15 protein-coding genes are annotated in these 14,536 nt (G+C 63.1%); 11 read left to right on the top strand and 4 right to left on the bottom strand.

Annotated features, from left to right (window positions below):
• Positions 1 to 2 precede the first annotated feature (2 nt).
• The 7 genes from ehuD to QTA58_RS08470 are packed head-to-tail and all read left to right on the top strand — an operon-like array spanning position 3 to position 6,605.
• Positions 3 to 662 carry an ectoine/hydroxyectoine ABC transporter permease subunit EhuD gene (gene ehuD / locus QTA58_RS08500; RefSeq protein WP_289672439.1) on the top strand — a complete coding sequence of 220 codons (660 nt, stop codon included), beginning with the start codon at positions 3 to 5 and terminating at the stop codon, positions 660 to 662.
• A 1-nt stretch (position 663) separates the two neighbouring features.
• A complete protein-coding gene (eutA, locus tag QTA58_RS08495; protein WP_289672438.1) occupies positions 664 to 1,440 on the top strand; it encodes an ectoine utilization protein EutA in 777 nt (258 codons plus the stop codon).
• A gap of 4 nt (positions 1,441 to 1,444) precedes the next feature.
• Positions 1,445 to 2,446: a hydroxyectoine utilization dehydratase EutB gene (eutB, locus tag QTA58_RS08490; RefSeq protein WP_289672437.1), complete on the top strand. Its 1,002-nt coding sequence runs from the start codon at positions 1,445 to 1,447 to the stop codon at positions 2,444 to 2,446.
• Positions 2,443 to 3,435, top strand: coding sequence for an ectoine utilization protein EutC (eutC, locus tag QTA58_RS08485; RefSeq protein WP_289672436.1), 993 nt, complete (start codon positions 2,443 to 2,445; stop codon positions 3,433 to 3,435). Before eutB ends, eutC begins: the two co-directional genes overlap by 4 nt.
• Positions 3,436 to 3,468: 33 nt before the next feature.
• A complete protein-coding gene (doeA, locus tag QTA58_RS08480) occupies positions 3,469 to 4,650 on the top strand; it encodes an ectoine hydrolase DoeA (RefSeq protein WP_289672435.1) in 1,182 nt (393 codons plus the stop codon).
• A gap of 5 nt (positions 4,651 to 4,655) precedes the next feature.
• Positions 4,656 to 5,663 carry a N(2)-acetyl-L-2,4-diaminobutanoate deacetylase DoeB gene (gene doeB, locus QTA58_RS08475; protein WP_289672434.1) on the top strand — a complete coding sequence of 336 codons (1,008 nt, stop codon included), beginning with the start codon at positions 4,656 to 4,658 and terminating at the stop codon, positions 5,661 to 5,663.
• Between the two features lie 45 nt (positions 5,664 to 5,708).
• On the top strand, positions 5,709 to 6,605 hold the full coding sequence (locus QTA58_RS08470; RefSeq protein WP_289672433.1) for a DMT family transporter: 897 nt from the start codon (positions 5,709 to 5,711) through the stop codon (positions 6,603 to 6,605).
• A 41-nt stretch (positions 6,606 to 6,646) separates the two neighbouring features.
• Here QTA58_RS08470 and QTA58_RS08465 read toward each other — a convergent pair whose 3' ends face one another.
• A complete protein-coding gene (locus tag QTA58_RS08465; RefSeq protein WP_085421712.1) occupies positions 6,647 to 7,669 on the bottom strand; it encodes an LLM class flavin-dependent oxidoreductase in 1,023 nt (340 codons plus the stop codon).
• Positions 7,670 to 7,907: 238 nt separating this feature from the next.
• On the opposite strand from QTA58_RS08465, the gene QTA58_RS08460 reads away from it, so the two are divergent.
• Genes QTA58_RS08460 through QTA58_RS08445 form a run of 4 tightly spaced genes read left to right on the top strand, consistent with a single transcriptional unit; the run spans position 7,908 to position 11,708 of the window.
• Positions 7,908 to 9,086, top strand: a complete 1,179-nt coding sequence (locus tag QTA58_RS08460) for a cell surface protein (RefSeq protein ID WP_289672432.1) — start codon at positions 7,908 to 7,910, stop codon at positions 9,084 to 9,086.
• A 22-nt stretch (positions 9,087 to 9,108) separates the two neighbouring features.
• Positions 9,109 to 10,068, top strand: a complete 960-nt coding sequence (locus tag QTA58_RS08455) for a DUF6384 family protein (RefSeq protein ID WP_289672431.1) — start codon at positions 9,109 to 9,111, stop codon at positions 10,066 to 10,068.
• Between the two features lie 7 nt (positions 10,069 to 10,075).
• Positions 10,076 to 11,479, top strand: coding sequence for a hypothetical protein (locus QTA58_RS08450; protein WP_289672430.1), 1,404 nt, complete (start codon positions 10,076 to 10,078; stop codon positions 11,477 to 11,479).
• Between the two features lie 40 nt (positions 11,480 to 11,519).
• The gene (locus tag QTA58_RS08445; RefSeq protein WP_085421716.1) at positions 11,520 to 11,708 is read left to right on the top strand and encodes a YegP family protein; all 189 of its coding nucleotides are present in this window, start codon (positions 11,520 to 11,522) and stop codon (positions 11,706 to 11,708) included.
• Between the two features lie 47 nt (positions 11,709 to 11,755).
• Here QTA58_RS08445 and phnE (QTA58_RS08440) read toward each other — a convergent pair whose 3' ends face one another.
• From phnE (QTA58_RS08440) to phnD, 3 genes are all read right to left on the bottom strand, one after another.
• Positions 11,756 to 12,607: a phosphonate ABC transporter, permease protein PhnE gene (gene phnE / locus QTA58_RS08440; protein ID WP_289672429.1), complete on the bottom strand. Its 852-nt coding sequence runs from the start codon at positions 12,605 to 12,607 to the stop codon at positions 11,756 to 11,758.
• Positions 12,604 to 13,518, bottom strand: coding sequence for a phosphonate ABC transporter, permease protein PhnE (gene phnE / locus QTA58_RS08435; RefSeq protein ID WP_289672428.1), 915 nt, complete (start codon positions 13,516 to 13,518; stop codon positions 12,604 to 12,606). Before phnE (QTA58_RS08435) ends, phnE (QTA58_RS08440) begins: the two co-directional genes overlap by 4 nt.
• Before the next feature lie 63 nt (positions 13,519 to 13,581).
• Positions 13,582 to 14,490: a phosphonate ABC transporter substrate-binding protein gene (gene phnD / locus QTA58_RS08430; RefSeq protein ID WP_289672427.1), complete on the bottom strand. Its 909-nt coding sequence runs from the start codon at positions 14,488 to 14,490 to the stop codon at positions 13,582 to 13,584.
• Between the last annotated feature and the right edge of the window lie 46 nt (positions 14,491 to 14,536).

Raw genomic sequence — 14,536 nt, 5'->3', positions numbered from 1 at the left:
CGATGGAGTGGGATTGGGATTTCGTCTGGCAGATCATGCCGACCCTGCTCGAAGGGTTCAAGATCACCATTCTGGCCACCGTTCTCGGTGCGGCCGTGGCTGCGGTGATCGGCCTCGCGCTCGCCATCGCGCGCCGTTCGCCGGTCGCCGCAGTCTCGCGCACGGTCGGCTTCGTCTCGGAATTCATCCGCGGCACGCCGCTTCTCGTACAGCTCTATTTCATCTTCTACGTGCTGCCGGATGTCGGCATCCGCCTGTCGCCTTTGGTGGCCGGCGTGATCGGCATCGGCGTTCATTATGCCACCTATACGGCCGAGGTTTATCGGGCCGGCATCGAAAACGTGCCGCGCGGCCAGTGGGAAGCGGCGAAGGCAGCCAACCTCACCACGCGGCAGGCCTGGATCCATGTCATCCTGCCGCAGGCCGTGCCGCCGATGATCCCGGCACTCGCCAACTATTTCATCGCGATGTTCAAGGAAACGCCGCTGCTTTCGGCGATCACCGTGCTGGAACTGATGAACCAGGCAAAAAGCATCGCCAACAGCAACTACCGCTACATCGAGCCGATGACGCTTGTCGGCGTCTTCTTCCTCGTCGTCAGCCTGATTTCGGTCGTCGGGCTAAGGTGGCTGGAAGAGCGGTACGCCCGGATGGATGACTGACATGACTTCTGTCGACATAAACCTTGCCGGCCGGAAACCGCGGCTGGACGACCGCCCGCTCCAGAAACGGATCGGCCTCGTCATTCTCGCCACCGACCACACGACGGAAGTCGACTTTCAGCGCATGGTCGCGAGCGACCGTATTGGCGTCTATGTCGGCCGTATTCCCTATGCCAATCCGACGACGCCCGAAAACCTGATGAAGATGCAGCCGGTGCTGACCGAAGGCGCTTCGCTCATCCTGCCGGACGAGACGCTGGATGCCGTCATGTATTCCTGCACGTCAGCCTCCGTGGTGATCGGCGATGCCCGTATCGAGGAGGCGATCCGTACCGCCAAGCCGAGTGTACCCGTCGTGACGCCGACGGCGGCCTCCGTGAAAGGCCTCAAGGCCGTGGGCGCAAGCCGCATTTCGATCCTGACGCCCTATACGGTGGAGACGAGCCGCCCGATGGCCGATTACTTCGCCGGCCTCGGCTTCACGATCGATCGGTTCACCTGCCTGGGTTTCGAGGACGATCGCGAGATGGCGCGCATTGCGCCGGAAGAGCTCGTTTCGCTCGCTCGTGAGGCAATAGCGCCGGAGTCGCAGGCGCTTTTCATCTCCTGCACGGCTGTCCGCGCCGCGCAGGTCGCGGCCCGGATCGAGGCCGAGATCGGCAAGCCGGTCGTCAGCAGCAATCTCGCCACCGCCTGGGCCTGCCTGCGGCTTTGCGGCGAAACCGCACCGCGTCCCGAACTCGGCACGCTGATGACGAAGTCCTATCCGGAAGGTTGAGGCCATGAGCGGGAAGACCTTGCCGGTTCAGCTCGACGATATCCATGCCGCTGCGGCGCGCATCGAGGGGCGCGCGCTCCGTACGCCCATGGTGGAATCGGCAATGTTGAGCGAACGCGTCGGCGTGCCCGTGCATCTGAAGCTTGAGCACCACCAGACCACCGGCAGCTTCAAATTGCGCGGTGCGGTCAATGCCGTTCTTTCCCTTTCCGCGGAAGAGCGGGCGCGCGGTGTGGTGGCGGCGTCCACCGGCAATCACGGGCGGGCGCTTGCCTTTGCCGCGCGAGCGGAAGGTTCTGTCGCGACCATCTGCATGTCGTCGCTTGTGCCCGAAAACAAGGTCTCGGAAATCCGCCGCCTCGGCGCACGTGTCCGCATTATCGGCCGTTCGCAGGACGAGGCGCAGGAGGAGGTGGATAGGCTGGTCGCTGAAGAAGGGTTGGTCATGGTGCCGCCCTTCGATCATCCGGCCGTCGTCGCAGGACAGGGCACGTTGGGCATCGAGATCGTCGAACAGGTGCCGGAGGTCGATACCGTTCTTGTGCCGCTGTCGGGTGGCGGACTTGCCGCCGGGGTTGCGGCTGCTGTCAAAGGTCTGAAACCCTCGGTTCGGGTGGTCGGCCTGACGATGGAGCGCGGCGCGGCAATGAAGGCAAGCCTCGATGCCGGCGGGCCGGTGCCGGTCGAGGAACTGCCGAGCCTTGCGGATTCGCTCGGCGGCGGCATCGGTCTCGACAACCGCGTTACGTTCGCCATGTGCCGGGACCTGCTGGACGACGTCGTCCTTCTTTCCGAAGCCGAGATCGCAGCCGGCATGCGGCACGCCTATGCGGTCGAGCGCGAAGTCGTGGAAGGTGCGGCCGCCGTGGGCATCGCGGCGCTTCTTGCAGGAAAGATCGAAAGCCGCGGCCCCGTCGTTGTGATCCTCTCCGGCCGCAATGTCGATATGGAGCGGCACCGGCGGGTGATGAACGGCGAGACCATCTACGGAAAGGACGCCGCATGAGCCGGATGGTCATCCTCACCGAAAGGGAACTGCGCAGCCTTGTCCCGCTCGACGGCGAAGCCGTTGCCTGCGTCGAGAATGCCTTTCACGCACTTGCCACCAAGCCGGTCGCCATGCCGCCGATCCTGCGTCTCGACATTCCCGAACATCGGGGCGAGGTGGACGTGAAAACGGCCTACGTCCCGGGTATCGAAAGCTTCGCGATCAAGATCAGTCCCGGTTTCTTCGACAACCCGAAGATCGGCCTGCCGAGTACCAACGGCATGATGGTTCTTTTGTCCAGCCGCACGGGGCTGGTCCAGGCGCTGCTGCTCGATAACGGGTATCTGACCGACATACGCACGGCCGCCGCCGGTGCCGTCGCGGCAAAACACCTGTCGCGTCCGGATTCGGCCGTTGCGGCGATTTTCGGGGCGGGTATGCAGGCTCGATTGCAGCTTGAGGCCCTTTCCCTGGTCCGGCCGATCCGGGAAGCGCGCATCTGGGCGCGCGATCTGGCAAAAGCCGAGGCCGTGGCTGTCGGGTTGTCTGCCAAACTCGGTTTCCCGGTGAGCGCGGAAGCCGATCCCGAAACTGCGGTCGCGGGCGCAGATATCGTCGTCACCACGACGCCGTCCGAAACCCCGATCCTGAAAGCCGGCTGGCTTCGGCCAGGCCAGCATGTGACCGCCATGGGTTCGGATGCCGAGCACAAGAACGAGATCGATCCGGCGGCAATCGCCAAGGCCGATATCTACGTCGCCGACAGCCTGAGACAGACGCGCCGGCTCGGGGAACTGCATCACGCCATAGAGGCCGGATTCATCTCGCCGGATACCGCCTTTCCGCAGCTCGGCGAGGTCGTCGCCGGCCTGCACCCGGGCCGCGAAAGCGCCGGCCAGATCACGCTCGCAGACCTCACCGGCACGGGCATTCAGGATACCGCCATCGCCACGCTCGCCTTCGTGCGGGCGGATGTCGCCGGCGCCGGCACCGCATTCGAAAGCTGAGCCGGCTTTGCGCCGGACAAGAAGGGAAGAAACATGACCCAGCCCAATCTCAAATTCTCTCTTGGCGAATATGCCGCGCGGCTGGAAAAGACGCGGAAAGCCATGGAGGCGAAGGGGATCGACCTGCTGATCGTCAGCGATCCGTCCAACATGGCCTGGCTGACGGGTTATGACGGCTGGTCGTTCTACGTGCACCAGGCCGTCATCGTGCCGCCGTCCGGCGAGCCGATCTGGTTCGGCCGCGGCCAGGACGCCAACGGCGCCAAGCTCACCGCCTATCTGAAGCACGAGAACATCATCGGCTATCCCGATCATTATGTGCAGTCCACCGAACGCCATCCGATGGATTATCTTTCCGGCATCCTGACGGATCGCGGCTTCGGCAAGCTGACGATCGGCGTGGAGATGGACAATTACTGGTTCTCGGCGGCCGCCTTCGCCTCGCTGCAGAAGCATCTGCCGAATGTCCGGTTTGTGGATGCGACGGCGCTCGTGAACTGGCAGCGGGCGGTGAAAAGCGAAACCGAAATCAAGTATATGCGCAACGCGGCACGCATCGTGGAAGCGATGCATGCCCGCATCTTCGACAAGATCGAGGTCGGCATGCGCAAATGCGATCTGGTCGCCGAAATCTACGACGCCGGCACGCGCGGCATCGACGGCATCGGCGGCGACTATCCGGCGATCGTGCCCCTGCTGCCATCGGGCGTCGAGGCGTCGGCGCCGCACCTGACCTGGGACGACCGGCCGATGAAGAAGGGCGAGGGCACCTTCTTCGAGATCGCGGGCTGCTACAACCGCTATCATCTGCCTCTGTCGCGCACGGTCTTCCTCGGCAAGCCGACGCAGGCCTTCCTCGATGCGGAAAAGGCGACGCTGGAGGGCATGGAGGCCGGCCTTGCGGTCGCAAAACCCGGTAATACCTGCGAGGACATCGCCAACGCCTTCTTCGCGGTTCTCAAGAAATACGGGATCGTCAAGGACAACCGTACCGGCTATCCGATCGGTCTTTCCTATCCGCCGGACTGGGGCGAGCGCACCATGAGCCTGCGCCCGGGCGACCGCACCGAGCTGAAGCCCGGCATGACCTTCCATTTCATGACCGGCCTCTGGCTGGAAGATATGGGTTTCGAGACGACCGAAAGCATTCTCATCACCGATACCGGCGTCGAATGCCTGGCGAATGTGCCGCGCAAGCTGATGGTCAAGGATTGAGGCCCATGGGCGAAATAGCTTTGCGGCCGTCCCCGATCAGCCCGACGGTGGATTTCGAGGCCGAAGGAGTGCAGCACGGTTTCCTGCGGCTGCCCTACAGCCGCGACGATTCCGCCTGGGGATCGGTCATGATCCCCCTCACGGTGATCCGCAACGGCAAGGGTCCGACGGCGCTCCTGACGGGCGGCAATCACGGCGACGAGTACGAAGGGCCGATCGCGCTCTTCGATCTCGCCCGTAGCCTCAAGGTGGAGGATGTCCGCGGCACCGTGATCATCGTTCCGGCGATGAACTATCCGGCCTTTCTTGCCGGTACGCGGACCTCGCCGATCGACAAGGGCAATCTGAACCGCAGCTTTCCCGGCCGACCGGACGGGACGGTGACGCAGAAGATCGCCGACTACTTCCAGCGTGAATTGCTGCCGCGGGCCGATATCGTGCTGGATTTCCATTCTGGCGGGAAGACGCTCGATTTCTTGCCCTTCTGTGCCGCGCATATCCTGCCCGACAAGGAGCAGGAAGCCCGCGCCTTCGAATTCGTGAAGGCGTTTTCCGCTCCCTATTCGATGAAGATGCTCGAGATCGATGCGGTCGGCATGTACGACACGGCGGCCGAGGAGATGGGCAAGGTCTTCATCACCACGGAACTCGGCGGCGGCGGCACGGCGACGGCGAAAAGCGCGGGCATCGCCAAGCGCGGCGTCATGAACGTGCTCCGTCATGCAGGCATCGTCGCCGGCCGGGCCGAAACCGGGCCGACGACCTGGCTCGACATGCCGGATGGCGATTGTTTCTCCTTTGCCGAGGAGGACGGCTTGATCGAGCCTGTCTTCGACCTGGGCGACGAGGTCCGTGAAGGAGCCGTCCTGGCCCGTATTTATCCCACCGGGCGGACCGGCGCCGCACCGGGTGAAATCCGTGCGAAGATGAGCGGCATCCTTTGCGCCCGGCATTTCCCTGGATTGGTCAAGGCAGGTGACTGCGTGGCCGTCATTGCCATCGTTGTCGGCTGACGCTATCGGAGGCGGTACCTTCCGCCTTCTGCTTCCGGGGCTCCCATGGCCTATGCAAATCTGCTTTCCGATCGGCGGCATCTTCCGCTCCTGGCTCTGATTGCCGGAGGCATTGCCATCGGCGGGTCGCCGATCTTCGTCAGGCTCTCCGAGCTCGGGCCTGTGGCGACGGCATTCTGGCGGCTTGCATTGGGCCTTCTTCCGCTATGCGCCTTCGCGCTGATCTGGCGGCCTGAGGCCATGCGCCTGCCGGAGCGCCGGTCGGACTATGCGTTGCTGATGCTGCCGGGGATTTTCCTGGCCGCCGATCTCGTGGCATGGCACCTTGCCATCCATTGGACGAGCATCGCCAATGCCACGCTGCTGGTGAACCTTTCGCCCGTCTTCGTCACGCTCGGAAGCTGGCTATTCTTCGGCGCCAAGGTAAGCCGGGGCTTCATCGCCGGCCTGGTGATCGCGCTGGTGGGCGTGGTGGTCCTGAAAGCGGGTGATGGAGGTGGCCTTGGCGGCGGCCATTGGGTGGGTGATCTCTCCGCCGTCATCGGCGCCGTCTTCTACGCCGGCTACATGTTTGCGCTGGGTAGCGCCAGGGGCCGGTTCGACACGATGCGGGTGATGCTGTGGAACACGGCAACCGCGGCGCTCTCCATCCTTCCCGTCGCACTTGTGATGGAAAGCGCCATCCTTCCTTCGACCCTGCGGGGCTGGGAAATCCTGCTGGCGCTCGCACTGATCAGCCATGTCGGTGGACAGGCTCTGATCATCTATGCGCTGGCATTCCTGCCGATGAGCTTCTCGTCGCTCACGCTGCTGCTCCAGCCCGTGGTTGCCTCATTGCTGGGCATTGTCGTGCTCGGCGAGCTTCTCGGCCCATTGGGATGGGCCGGAGGCGGGATTGTCCTGACGGGCATTCTGATAGCGCGAAGGTCGCGCGCGTCGTAGGGAATGGCATCGACCGAATATGGTCGATTGCCGGTCCCATTTCAGCGCCATCCGAGAGCAGGGGCTACATGCTTCAGGATGGATTCGATGACATGCGCGTTGTAGTCCACGCCGAGCTGGTTCGGAACGGTCAGAAGAAGCGTGTCGGCCTCGGCAATCGCCTCGTCCCTCTTCAGCTCCTCGATGAGGGCGTCGGGCTCGGCGGCATAGGAGCGGCCGAAGATCGCCCGGGTCTTCTCGTCGATGAAGCCGATCTTGTCCTCGCCATCATTCCCATATCCGAAATAGGCCCGGTCGCGATCGTCCACCAGCGCGAAGATGCTGCGGCTGACCGAGACCCGCGGCTCGCGCGCGTGGCCGGCCTCCTTCCACGCCTCGCGGTAGGCGCGGATCTGAGCCGCCTGCTGGACATGGAAAGGTTCGCCGGTCTCGTCGTCCTTCAGCGTGGAACTCTGCAGGTTCATCCCCAGCTTGGCCGCCCATGTCGCGGTGGCATTCGAGCTCGAACCCCACCAGATCCGTTCGCGCAGGCCCTCCGAATGGGGTTCCAGGCGCAGGAGGCCGGGCGGATTGGGGAACATCGGCCGCGGATTGGGTTGCGCAAAGCCCTTGCCGAGCAGCACTTCGAGGAAGACCTCCGTGTGGCGCCGGGCCATATCTGCCTCGGTCTGATCGTCGGGAGGGACGTAACCGAAATAGCGCCACCCGTCGATCACCTGCTCGGGCGAGCCACGGCTGATGCCGAGCTGCAGGCGGCCGGAGGCGATGAGGTCTGCCGCACCGGCATCCTCGGCCATGTAGAGCGGGTTCTCGTAGCGCATGTCGATGACCGCCGTGCCGATCTCGATCCGGCTCGTCTTCGCGCCGATCGCGGCAAGCAGCGGGAAGGGTGAGGCGAGCTGGCGGGCGAAATGATGGACGCGGAAATAGGCTCCGTCCGCGCCGAGCTCCTCGGCCGCGACCGCGAGATCGATGGACTGGAGAAGCGCGTCGGATGCCGACCGCGTCTGAGATTGAGGCGAGGGCGTCCAGTGCCCGAACGAGAGGAAACCGATTTTCTTCATAATCCTGCACCGGAAAGTGTGACACCTGCAACTCATGCTTCATCGCATGTTTGGCAATCGGGATACAGGCGGGATCTAACTCTTTTGAGGTGACGCTCAGTTCACCACCTTCGAACGTCGGTCGTCATGAGATTGGAACATTACTTGATTAAAGGCAAATGTATCCGCTATTTCTTGTTTATCGGGAACTTTGGCTGAGGCGGTGAATACCCTCGGCCGATTTGAAAGGGAGGGTTCCATGGCTGAGGTCGTCGTCAAAACGCCGCTGCAATATCTCGATAAGGCAATGTCTACCCTGCGCGATCTCGGCCTGGTCAGCGATAAAAAGGAGGACGCGCCGATCGTCGGTCTCCTTGAAAAGATCGCCGATATCGAGCCGGAAAAGATTGCGATCATCACCCGCACCCTGCAGCAGATGAGCGTCTTCAACGAAGTCGTTCGCGAACAGGTCGCCGAGATGTCGATCGGGCAGCGCTACGAAAAGATTTCGAAAGCCTTCGATTCGATCCGCGATGATGCGAAATCCATGGTCGACCAGATCGAGGACGGCAAGATCAACATCTTCGAGCGCGCCACCAACGTCTGGATGAAGATTTCACGCGGCGACATTGCGACCCGTTTCGACGAGATCAAGGAGACCTATCTCGCAGTCTCCAAGGACACCAAGGCCAATATCGAACGCGAGCAGACCATCCTGGAGGCCTACCGCGATTTCCGGGGCGCCCTGAAGCATGGCGAAGTCGCGGCACTTGAAATCCTCAAGGCCGCCCAGGCAAAGCTCGACGACGCCAAGGCCGGATTGAAGGGGGCGTCCGATGCGGTTGCCGCCTTCCCGGAAGGTGGCGACCTGACGGAAAGGGCCAAGCTCGAACTGGTGCGCGACGAACATCTCCGCAGGGTCCAGAACGAGGAGGGACGCTATCAGGTGGCCAAGGACCTCGCCGACAACCTGACGATTAGCTACAACACGTCGGAAGTGGTCATGGCGCGTCTCGTCCAGACCACTAATGCCAAGGAGCGGGTCTACCAGCAGGCTGTGTCCTTCTTCTCGACCAACGAATCGGTTCTGACCGCGCTGAAGGCATCGTTCACCGGCCTGTTCGGTCTGCACGAGGCGACGCAGACCCTGAACGAGATGAAGGAAGGCGTTTCGAAATCGCTCGAAGTGCTGGCCGAGATCGGCGGCAAGGTGCAGGAAGAGGCCCTGAAAGCCGGCTACGGCCCGACCATCCGCGCCGATGCCGTTAAGAAGCTGGTCGATAGCGTCGTCAACTTCCAGACCCGTTCAGTGGAGATCATCGCCGAGATGCGGGAGCTTTCCACGAAGAACAGCGAGGAAATCCGCAATGCCGTCGAGGACGGCAAGAAGCGGATCGCCCGGCTTGCCGAACAGGGGAACGCCCTGGTGATCGGCTGAGCCTCAGGCGCTGGATTCGACCATGGCCGAAACTACCGCCGCGGCAACCTCCTCCCCTTCCGGCGCCAAGGGACCTGCCCTTGACGAACTGATGCTGGCCATGGACGTGGTCGATACCCTGCGCCACCAGGAGGATGTCGCCCTTCGCGAGCTGGCGCAGGACGGGCGCGACGATGTCCTGAAGGAAAGGCTGCGGCGCATCTACGAAAGCCAGGGCCTGACCGTCTCCGACCGCATTCTCGACGAGGGCATCAAGGCTCTCAAGGAGAGCCGCTTCACCTATGAACAGACGCCACCCGGTTTGTCGCGGACGCTGGCCGGCCTCTGGGTAAGGCGCGGCGCCTTCGGCAAGGCGCTAGCCGTGCTCGTCGTGCTCGCCGTCGCCTGGATCGGATGGTCCGTCTGGCAACAGACCGTGGCCGAACGGACGGCAGAGGCGGCGCGTATCGAGCTGACGGAGACGTTGCCGCGGCAGATCGCGGCCGCGGGTCAGGCGGCACTCGCCGAGGCCAGGACCGACGACGCGCGCGAGCGTGTGGAACAGCTGCAATCCGATGCTTCGGCCGCGCTGGCGCGTTCGGATGCCGAGGCGGCGCGGGTCGCTTTGGCCGACCTCGATCGGGTGCGCGGCGATCTCATGCGGGTCTACGAACTCAGGATCGTGTCGCGGCCTGGAGAGCAGAGCGGCATCTTTCGCATTCCCGACGTCAATAGCGGCGCGCGCAACTACTACCTGATCGTCGAAGCAGTGACGCCCGACGGACAGCTGCTTTCCTTCCCGATCCGGAGCGAGGAAAACGGCCAGACGAAGACCGTGTCGAAATGGGGCGTTCGCGTGCCGCAGCAAACCTATGAGGCTGTGCGGCGGGACAAGACGGATGACGGCATCCTGCAGGGCGAGGTTCTTGCGACCAAACCGCGGGGCGCGCTGGAGCCGGTCTTTTCCATGGCAGTTTCCGGCGGCGAGATAACGGAGTGGTAGGGCGGCGATGATCAGTGCATTCGAAGCCTTGAACTCCATCGAGCGGGCCGGCCGCGGACTTCGCGAGGACGAGGACCGGCTGGCCCGGATCGTCGAGGCGGCTGCAGCCGAGACGGCGCGCCTGAGGACGGAGCAGGCCGGATTGTTCAAGTCTCTCGCCCGCATCCGGCTGGACGCACTCAAGCAGAACCGGATACTCGGCACGCTCGACGAGGCTGAGCGCAAGGCGCTGTCCATCGTCGAGGACCAGCAGCAGAAGCTGGAGGCGCTTTCGAAGCGCCGGGAGGCGCTTCTCTCCGCACTTGCAAAGACACGCGACGAGCGCACGGACAGGGCGAAGAAAGTGGCCGAGGCGGCCGAGGCGATCACGGGTCTTGAGGAAGCGACGCAGAAACGGATGGCGGAGGATCTCGCCTGGCAGGCGCAGGCCGCCAAACTGTCGGGTGCGGAGGCCAGAGCCCAGGCTGCCGACGTCAAGGCGAAGCAATCCGAGACAGACCGGGATGAGAAGTCGAAGCCTTATCTCGCCGATCGACTTTTCGTCTACCTCTGGGAACGCGGATACGGCACGTCGGCTTATCGCGGCGGCCCGATCGCCCGGCTGGGCGACGGTTATGTGGCCCGCGTCGTCCAGTACGAGCCGGCCCGGCAGAACTACTTCACCCTCACGGAGATCCCCAAGCGGTTGCGCGAACATGCCGATCGGCTGAAGGCGGAGGTCGCGGAGGAAGAGGCGAAGCTGACCGCGATCGAGCGTGCCGCGCTGGAAGCCGACGGCATCGAGGGGCGCGAGGCGGCGCACCGTAAGGCGGAAGAAGAACTTGAGGCTTCCGACCGCCGCATCGCCGACCTAGAACGCGAGGATGCCGCGCTGGAGCAGGAACGGGCAGTCCTGCTCGGCGAAGACGGGGACAAGGGGCTGGCCGGTGCGCTGGCCGAGCTTGCCGAATCCATGCAAAGGGAGGATCTGCGGGTCCTGCTGCGCGATGCGTTGCAGACGCCGACGCCCGAGGACGAGCGGATCGTCCGCCGGTTGCAGAGCATCGAGAGCGAGCTGATCCGGCATGCGGAACAGGCCGATGAAGCCCGCCGCACCGCCCTCGACCTGGCGAGGAAGCGCGCGGAGATCGACCGTTCCCGCGATGAATTCCGCCGCTCCGGCTACGATCGGCAAGGCGGCGGCTTCAGCAACGACAAGCTGATCGGCGATGTGATCGGCGGCATTATCGGTGGCATGCTTTCCTCCCGCGAGCTCGGAGATGCCTTGCGCAGCGGCTATCGCCCCGGCGGGAGCCGCTCCGGCTTTCCCTCTCGCCCCGGCGGCGGGATATTCGGCGGAGGCTCGCGAGGCGGTGGCGGCCGTATCGGCGGCGGATCGGGCGGAGGGTTCAGAACCGGCGGCGGTTTTTAGAATAAGTGATTGAAGTTGTTCATGAAGGAGAAGAGAGAAAATGTACAGGTTCGAAATCTACAAGGATAAGGCCGGTGAATTCCGTTTCCGTTTCCGGGCTTCCAACGGCCAGATCATGTTCAGCTCGGAAGGCTATGCGAGCAAGGCATCGGCCGTGAACGCGATCGAATCGATCAAGGCGAACGCTCCGGGCGCGACCACCGACGATCAGACCACCGCGATGGCATGAGTCCGGATCTCCGGCGGTCTTATGTCATTGGCCGCCGGATTGAAGGATCATATCAGCCGTTTGCGGAGCCAGGCGGAAGCCGCGTCGATGCAATAGACGGTCGCGATAATCAGAAAGATGATCGACCACGCTTCCGGCCAACGGAAGGCGTGCATGCGATCGGCCAGCAGGAAGCCTATGCCGCCGGCACCGACAATGCCGAGGATGGTGCCCGAGCGGGCATTCGATTCGAAATTGTAAAGGATGATCGACAGGATAACCGGCAACGCTTGCGGCATGATCGCATAGCGTATCGCTTGCATATTGCTGCCGCCGGACGCCTTCACTCCGTCGACCGGCTTGCGCGACGTGTTCTCGATCGCCTCGGCGAAGAGCTTTGCGAACGTGCCGATCTCCGACACGGCGATGGCAAGGATGCCGGCCATTGGACCGAGGCCGAAGGCGCGGATGAAGATCAGCGCGAGGATGATCTGCTCGACCGCGCGCAGGGCGTCGAATCCGCGGCGGGAAAGAAGCCTGAGCCAGCTGAACGGCATGATGTTCTTGGCCCCGAGCAGGGCGAGCGGCAGTGCGGCGAGAGCTCCCAGCAGCGTTCCGAGGAAAGCCATGACGACGGTTTCGCCGAGGCCTTCGAGGATTTCGCTCCATTCCTGCCAGGTGGTCCAGATATGGGGTGGGAACATGAAGCTGAGGATATTGCCGAGCCGTGTCAGTCCCTCGATGAACCGGGCCGGCGTGGCGCCGAAGGCCACGGCGCTGTAGGTGAACGGAACGGCGAGTGCCGCAACGATCGCCGCCGGCATCATGCGGTCGAGAAGCGGTCTCTCGAAGGCGCCGGGCAGGCGGGCTTTCGCGCCGCTGACGAAATCCGCATCGGAATGAGGATGGGTGTCGGTCATGTCCAGTGCTCCGAGATACCGATGATCCTGTGGCGCAATCTTTCGCTTAGAAAATCGATGACTGTCACGCTGAAGAGGATGATGACGAAGAGTGCCGAGAGATCGGTATATTCCTGCAGCGACATGGCTGTGCGGATTTCCTGACCAAGCCCGCCGGCTCCGACATAGCCGATGATGGAGGATGACCGGACGTTGATCTCGAATCTCAGCAGCGTATAGCTGATGACGTTCGGGATGACCTGCGGCACCGCACCGTAGCGCATCTGCTGAAACCAGTTGCCGCCAGACGCCTTGATTCCGTCGAGTGGCCGCATGTCGATGTTTTCATTCGCTTCCGAATAGAGCTTGCCGAGTGAGCCGGTCGCGTGAAGGCCGATCGCCAGGACCCCGGCAAGCGGGCCGACGCCGAAACAGAAGACGAAGATCAGCGCCCATACCATTTCGGGAACGGTGCGGATGATTTCGAGATAGCGGCGGACGACGACCGATACCGGACGCCCGGGGCTTAGATTGCGGGCGGCCAGAAAGCTGAGCAGGAAGCCGCCAGCAACGCCGAGAACGGTCGCCGCGTAGGCGATCAGGATGGTTTCCCAGAGCAGGCGCAGCCAGGTCTCCCAGCGCCAGAACCATTCGGCGAGATCGGAACCGAGCGTCGCAAATCTAAGGGTGGGGATCGTCTTTTCCAGATATTCGCCGAGCCTCGGCAGGCCGGCCCAGATCTTCAGCATCGATACGCGCTCGCCCGAGGGCAGGGTTACGTCGGTCAACGCGAAGAAGCCGCCGACATAAGCGGAAAACAGTACGGCGCCGAGGAAGAGCAGCGTCGAGACGGCCTGCACCCGCCGCGCGCTTTTCCGCGCATTGGCATAGTCGGTTTCGAAGTTCCGGATCGCAAGGGAGAGATCGGTCATGATCTTTTTCCAACAGGCCGGCGGCTCCGGAACGTCCGGCGCCGCCCTGTATTGACTCCCGGATCAGCCCTGGCGGCGCTGCTGGCGCAGCCAGTCGCGCATTTCGACGATCCATTCGTAGCGCTGATGGTCGACTTCGATGTAACCATTGGCGGTTTCGTCGCCGGAGGTGATCATCTTGTAGACTTCCGGATCGTTCTTCGGCAGGTCCTTGACGGCTGCCTTCATCGCCGCGATGAGGTCGGCGGGCAGGTTCTTGCGGGCGGTCAGGGGGCCGTTGGTGATCTCGGGAGACTGCCAGATGCGGCAGATCTGACCCGACGGGATCATTCCCTTGGTTTCCATCCGCTGCGGGATGCCGCTCTTTTCGGTATTGATATAGGTCGCTGCGGCGTCGAACTGCTTGTTGAAGACGCCCATGACGCCGGTTTCATGCGAACCGGAAAAAGGCACGGCAGAAAAGAAGGTCTTCGGATCGTATCCCTGCTTCACAAGGTTGAAGTAGGGAACCGCATAACCCGAAGTCGAATCCGGATCGGCAAAGGCGAGAACCTTGCCCTTCAAGTCGTCGATCGACTTGTAACCGGAATCGCAGCGCACGGTGACCACCGAGTAGTAGCCGCTGGCGCCCTCCTTGTCGACCTGTGCAAGAAGCGGCTCGACACCGCCATTCGTCTCGGTATAGGCGGCCGCATAGGCGGACGAGCCGAGCGAAGCGAATTCGATCTGGTCGGAGGCGAGCGCCTGGATCACGCCGTCGTAGCTGCCGGCCGTGAAGATCTCCACTTTCACGCCCAGCTGCTTTTCGAGATAGGCCTGGAAACCCTGGTAACGGGCGATACGATCCTTTTCGTTTTCGGCGGAGGTGACGCCGTAGCGGATCGTCTTGTAGCTCTGCTTCCATTCCTGCGCATGGGCGGAACCCGCCAGGACAAGCGCGGCCGTTACGGCCGTCAAGAGGACGTTCTTCATCGTGTTTCTCCAAGGGTGATGGTTGCCCTGCGCTATTGCAGGGCTG

Source organism: Neorhizobium sp. CSC1952 (genome assembly GCF_030378245.1).
Classification (GTDB): Bacteria; Pseudomonadota; Alphaproteobacteria; order Rhizobiales; family Rhizobiaceae; genus Neorhizobium; species Neorhizobium oryzae_A.
The sequence above is the reverse complement of the archived record's forward strand: the minus strand, read 5'-3'. Positions and strand labels throughout refer to the sequence as shown.

Coding starts and splice junctions, on each gene's coding strand:
- ehuD (WP_289672439.1), top strand. CDS start 3: ATGGAGTGGGATTGGGATTTCGTCTGGCAGATCATGCCGACCCTGCTC.
- eutA (WP_289672438.1), top strand. CDS start 664: ATGACTTCTGTCGACATAAACCTTGCCGGCCGGAAACCGCGGCTGGAC.
- eutB (WP_289672437.1), top strand. CDS start 1,445: ATGAGCGGGAAGACCTTGCCGGTTCAGCTCGACGATATCCATGCCGCT.
- eutC (WP_289672436.1), top strand. CDS start 2,443: ATGAGCCGGATGGTCATCCTCACCGAAAGGGAACTGCGCAGCCTTGTC.
- doeA (WP_289672435.1), top strand. CDS start 3,469: ATGACCCAGCCCAATCTCAAATTCTCTCTTGGCGAATATGCCGCGCGG.
- doeB (WP_289672434.1), top strand. CDS start 4,656: ATGGGCGAAATAGCTTTGCGGCCGTCCCCGATCAGCCCGACGGTGGAT.
- QTA58_RS08470 (WP_289672433.1), top strand. CDS start 5,709: ATGGCCTATGCAAATCTGCTTTCCGATCGGCGGCATCTTCCGCTCCTG.
- QTA58_RS08465 (WP_085421712.1), bottom strand. CDS start 7,669: ATGAAGAAAATCGGTTTCCTCTCGTTCGGGCACTGGACGCCCTCGCCT.
- QTA58_RS08460 (WP_289672432.1), top strand. CDS start 7,908: ATGGCTGAGGTCGTCGTCAAAACGCCGCTGCAATATCTCGATAAGGCA.
- QTA58_RS08455 (WP_289672431.1), top strand. CDS start 9,109: ATGGCCGAAACTACCGCCGCGGCAACCTCCTCCCCTTCCGGCGCCAAG.
- QTA58_RS08450 (WP_289672430.1), top strand. CDS start 10,076: ATGATCAGTGCATTCGAAGCCTTGAACTCCATCGAGCGGGCCGGCCGC.
- QTA58_RS08445 (WP_085421716.1), top strand. CDS start 11,520: ATGTACAGGTTCGAAATCTACAAGGATAAGGCCGGTGAATTCCGTTTC.
- phnE (WP_289672429.1), bottom strand. CDS start 12,607: ATGACCGACACCCATCCTCATTCCGATGCGGATTTCGTCAGCGGCGCG.
- phnE (WP_289672428.1), bottom strand. CDS start 13,518: ATGACCGATCTCTCCCTTGCGATCCGGAACTTCGAAACCGACTATGCC.
- phnD (WP_289672427.1), bottom strand. CDS start 14,490: ATGAAGAACGTCCTCTTGACGGCCGTAACGGCCGCGCTTGTCCTGGCG.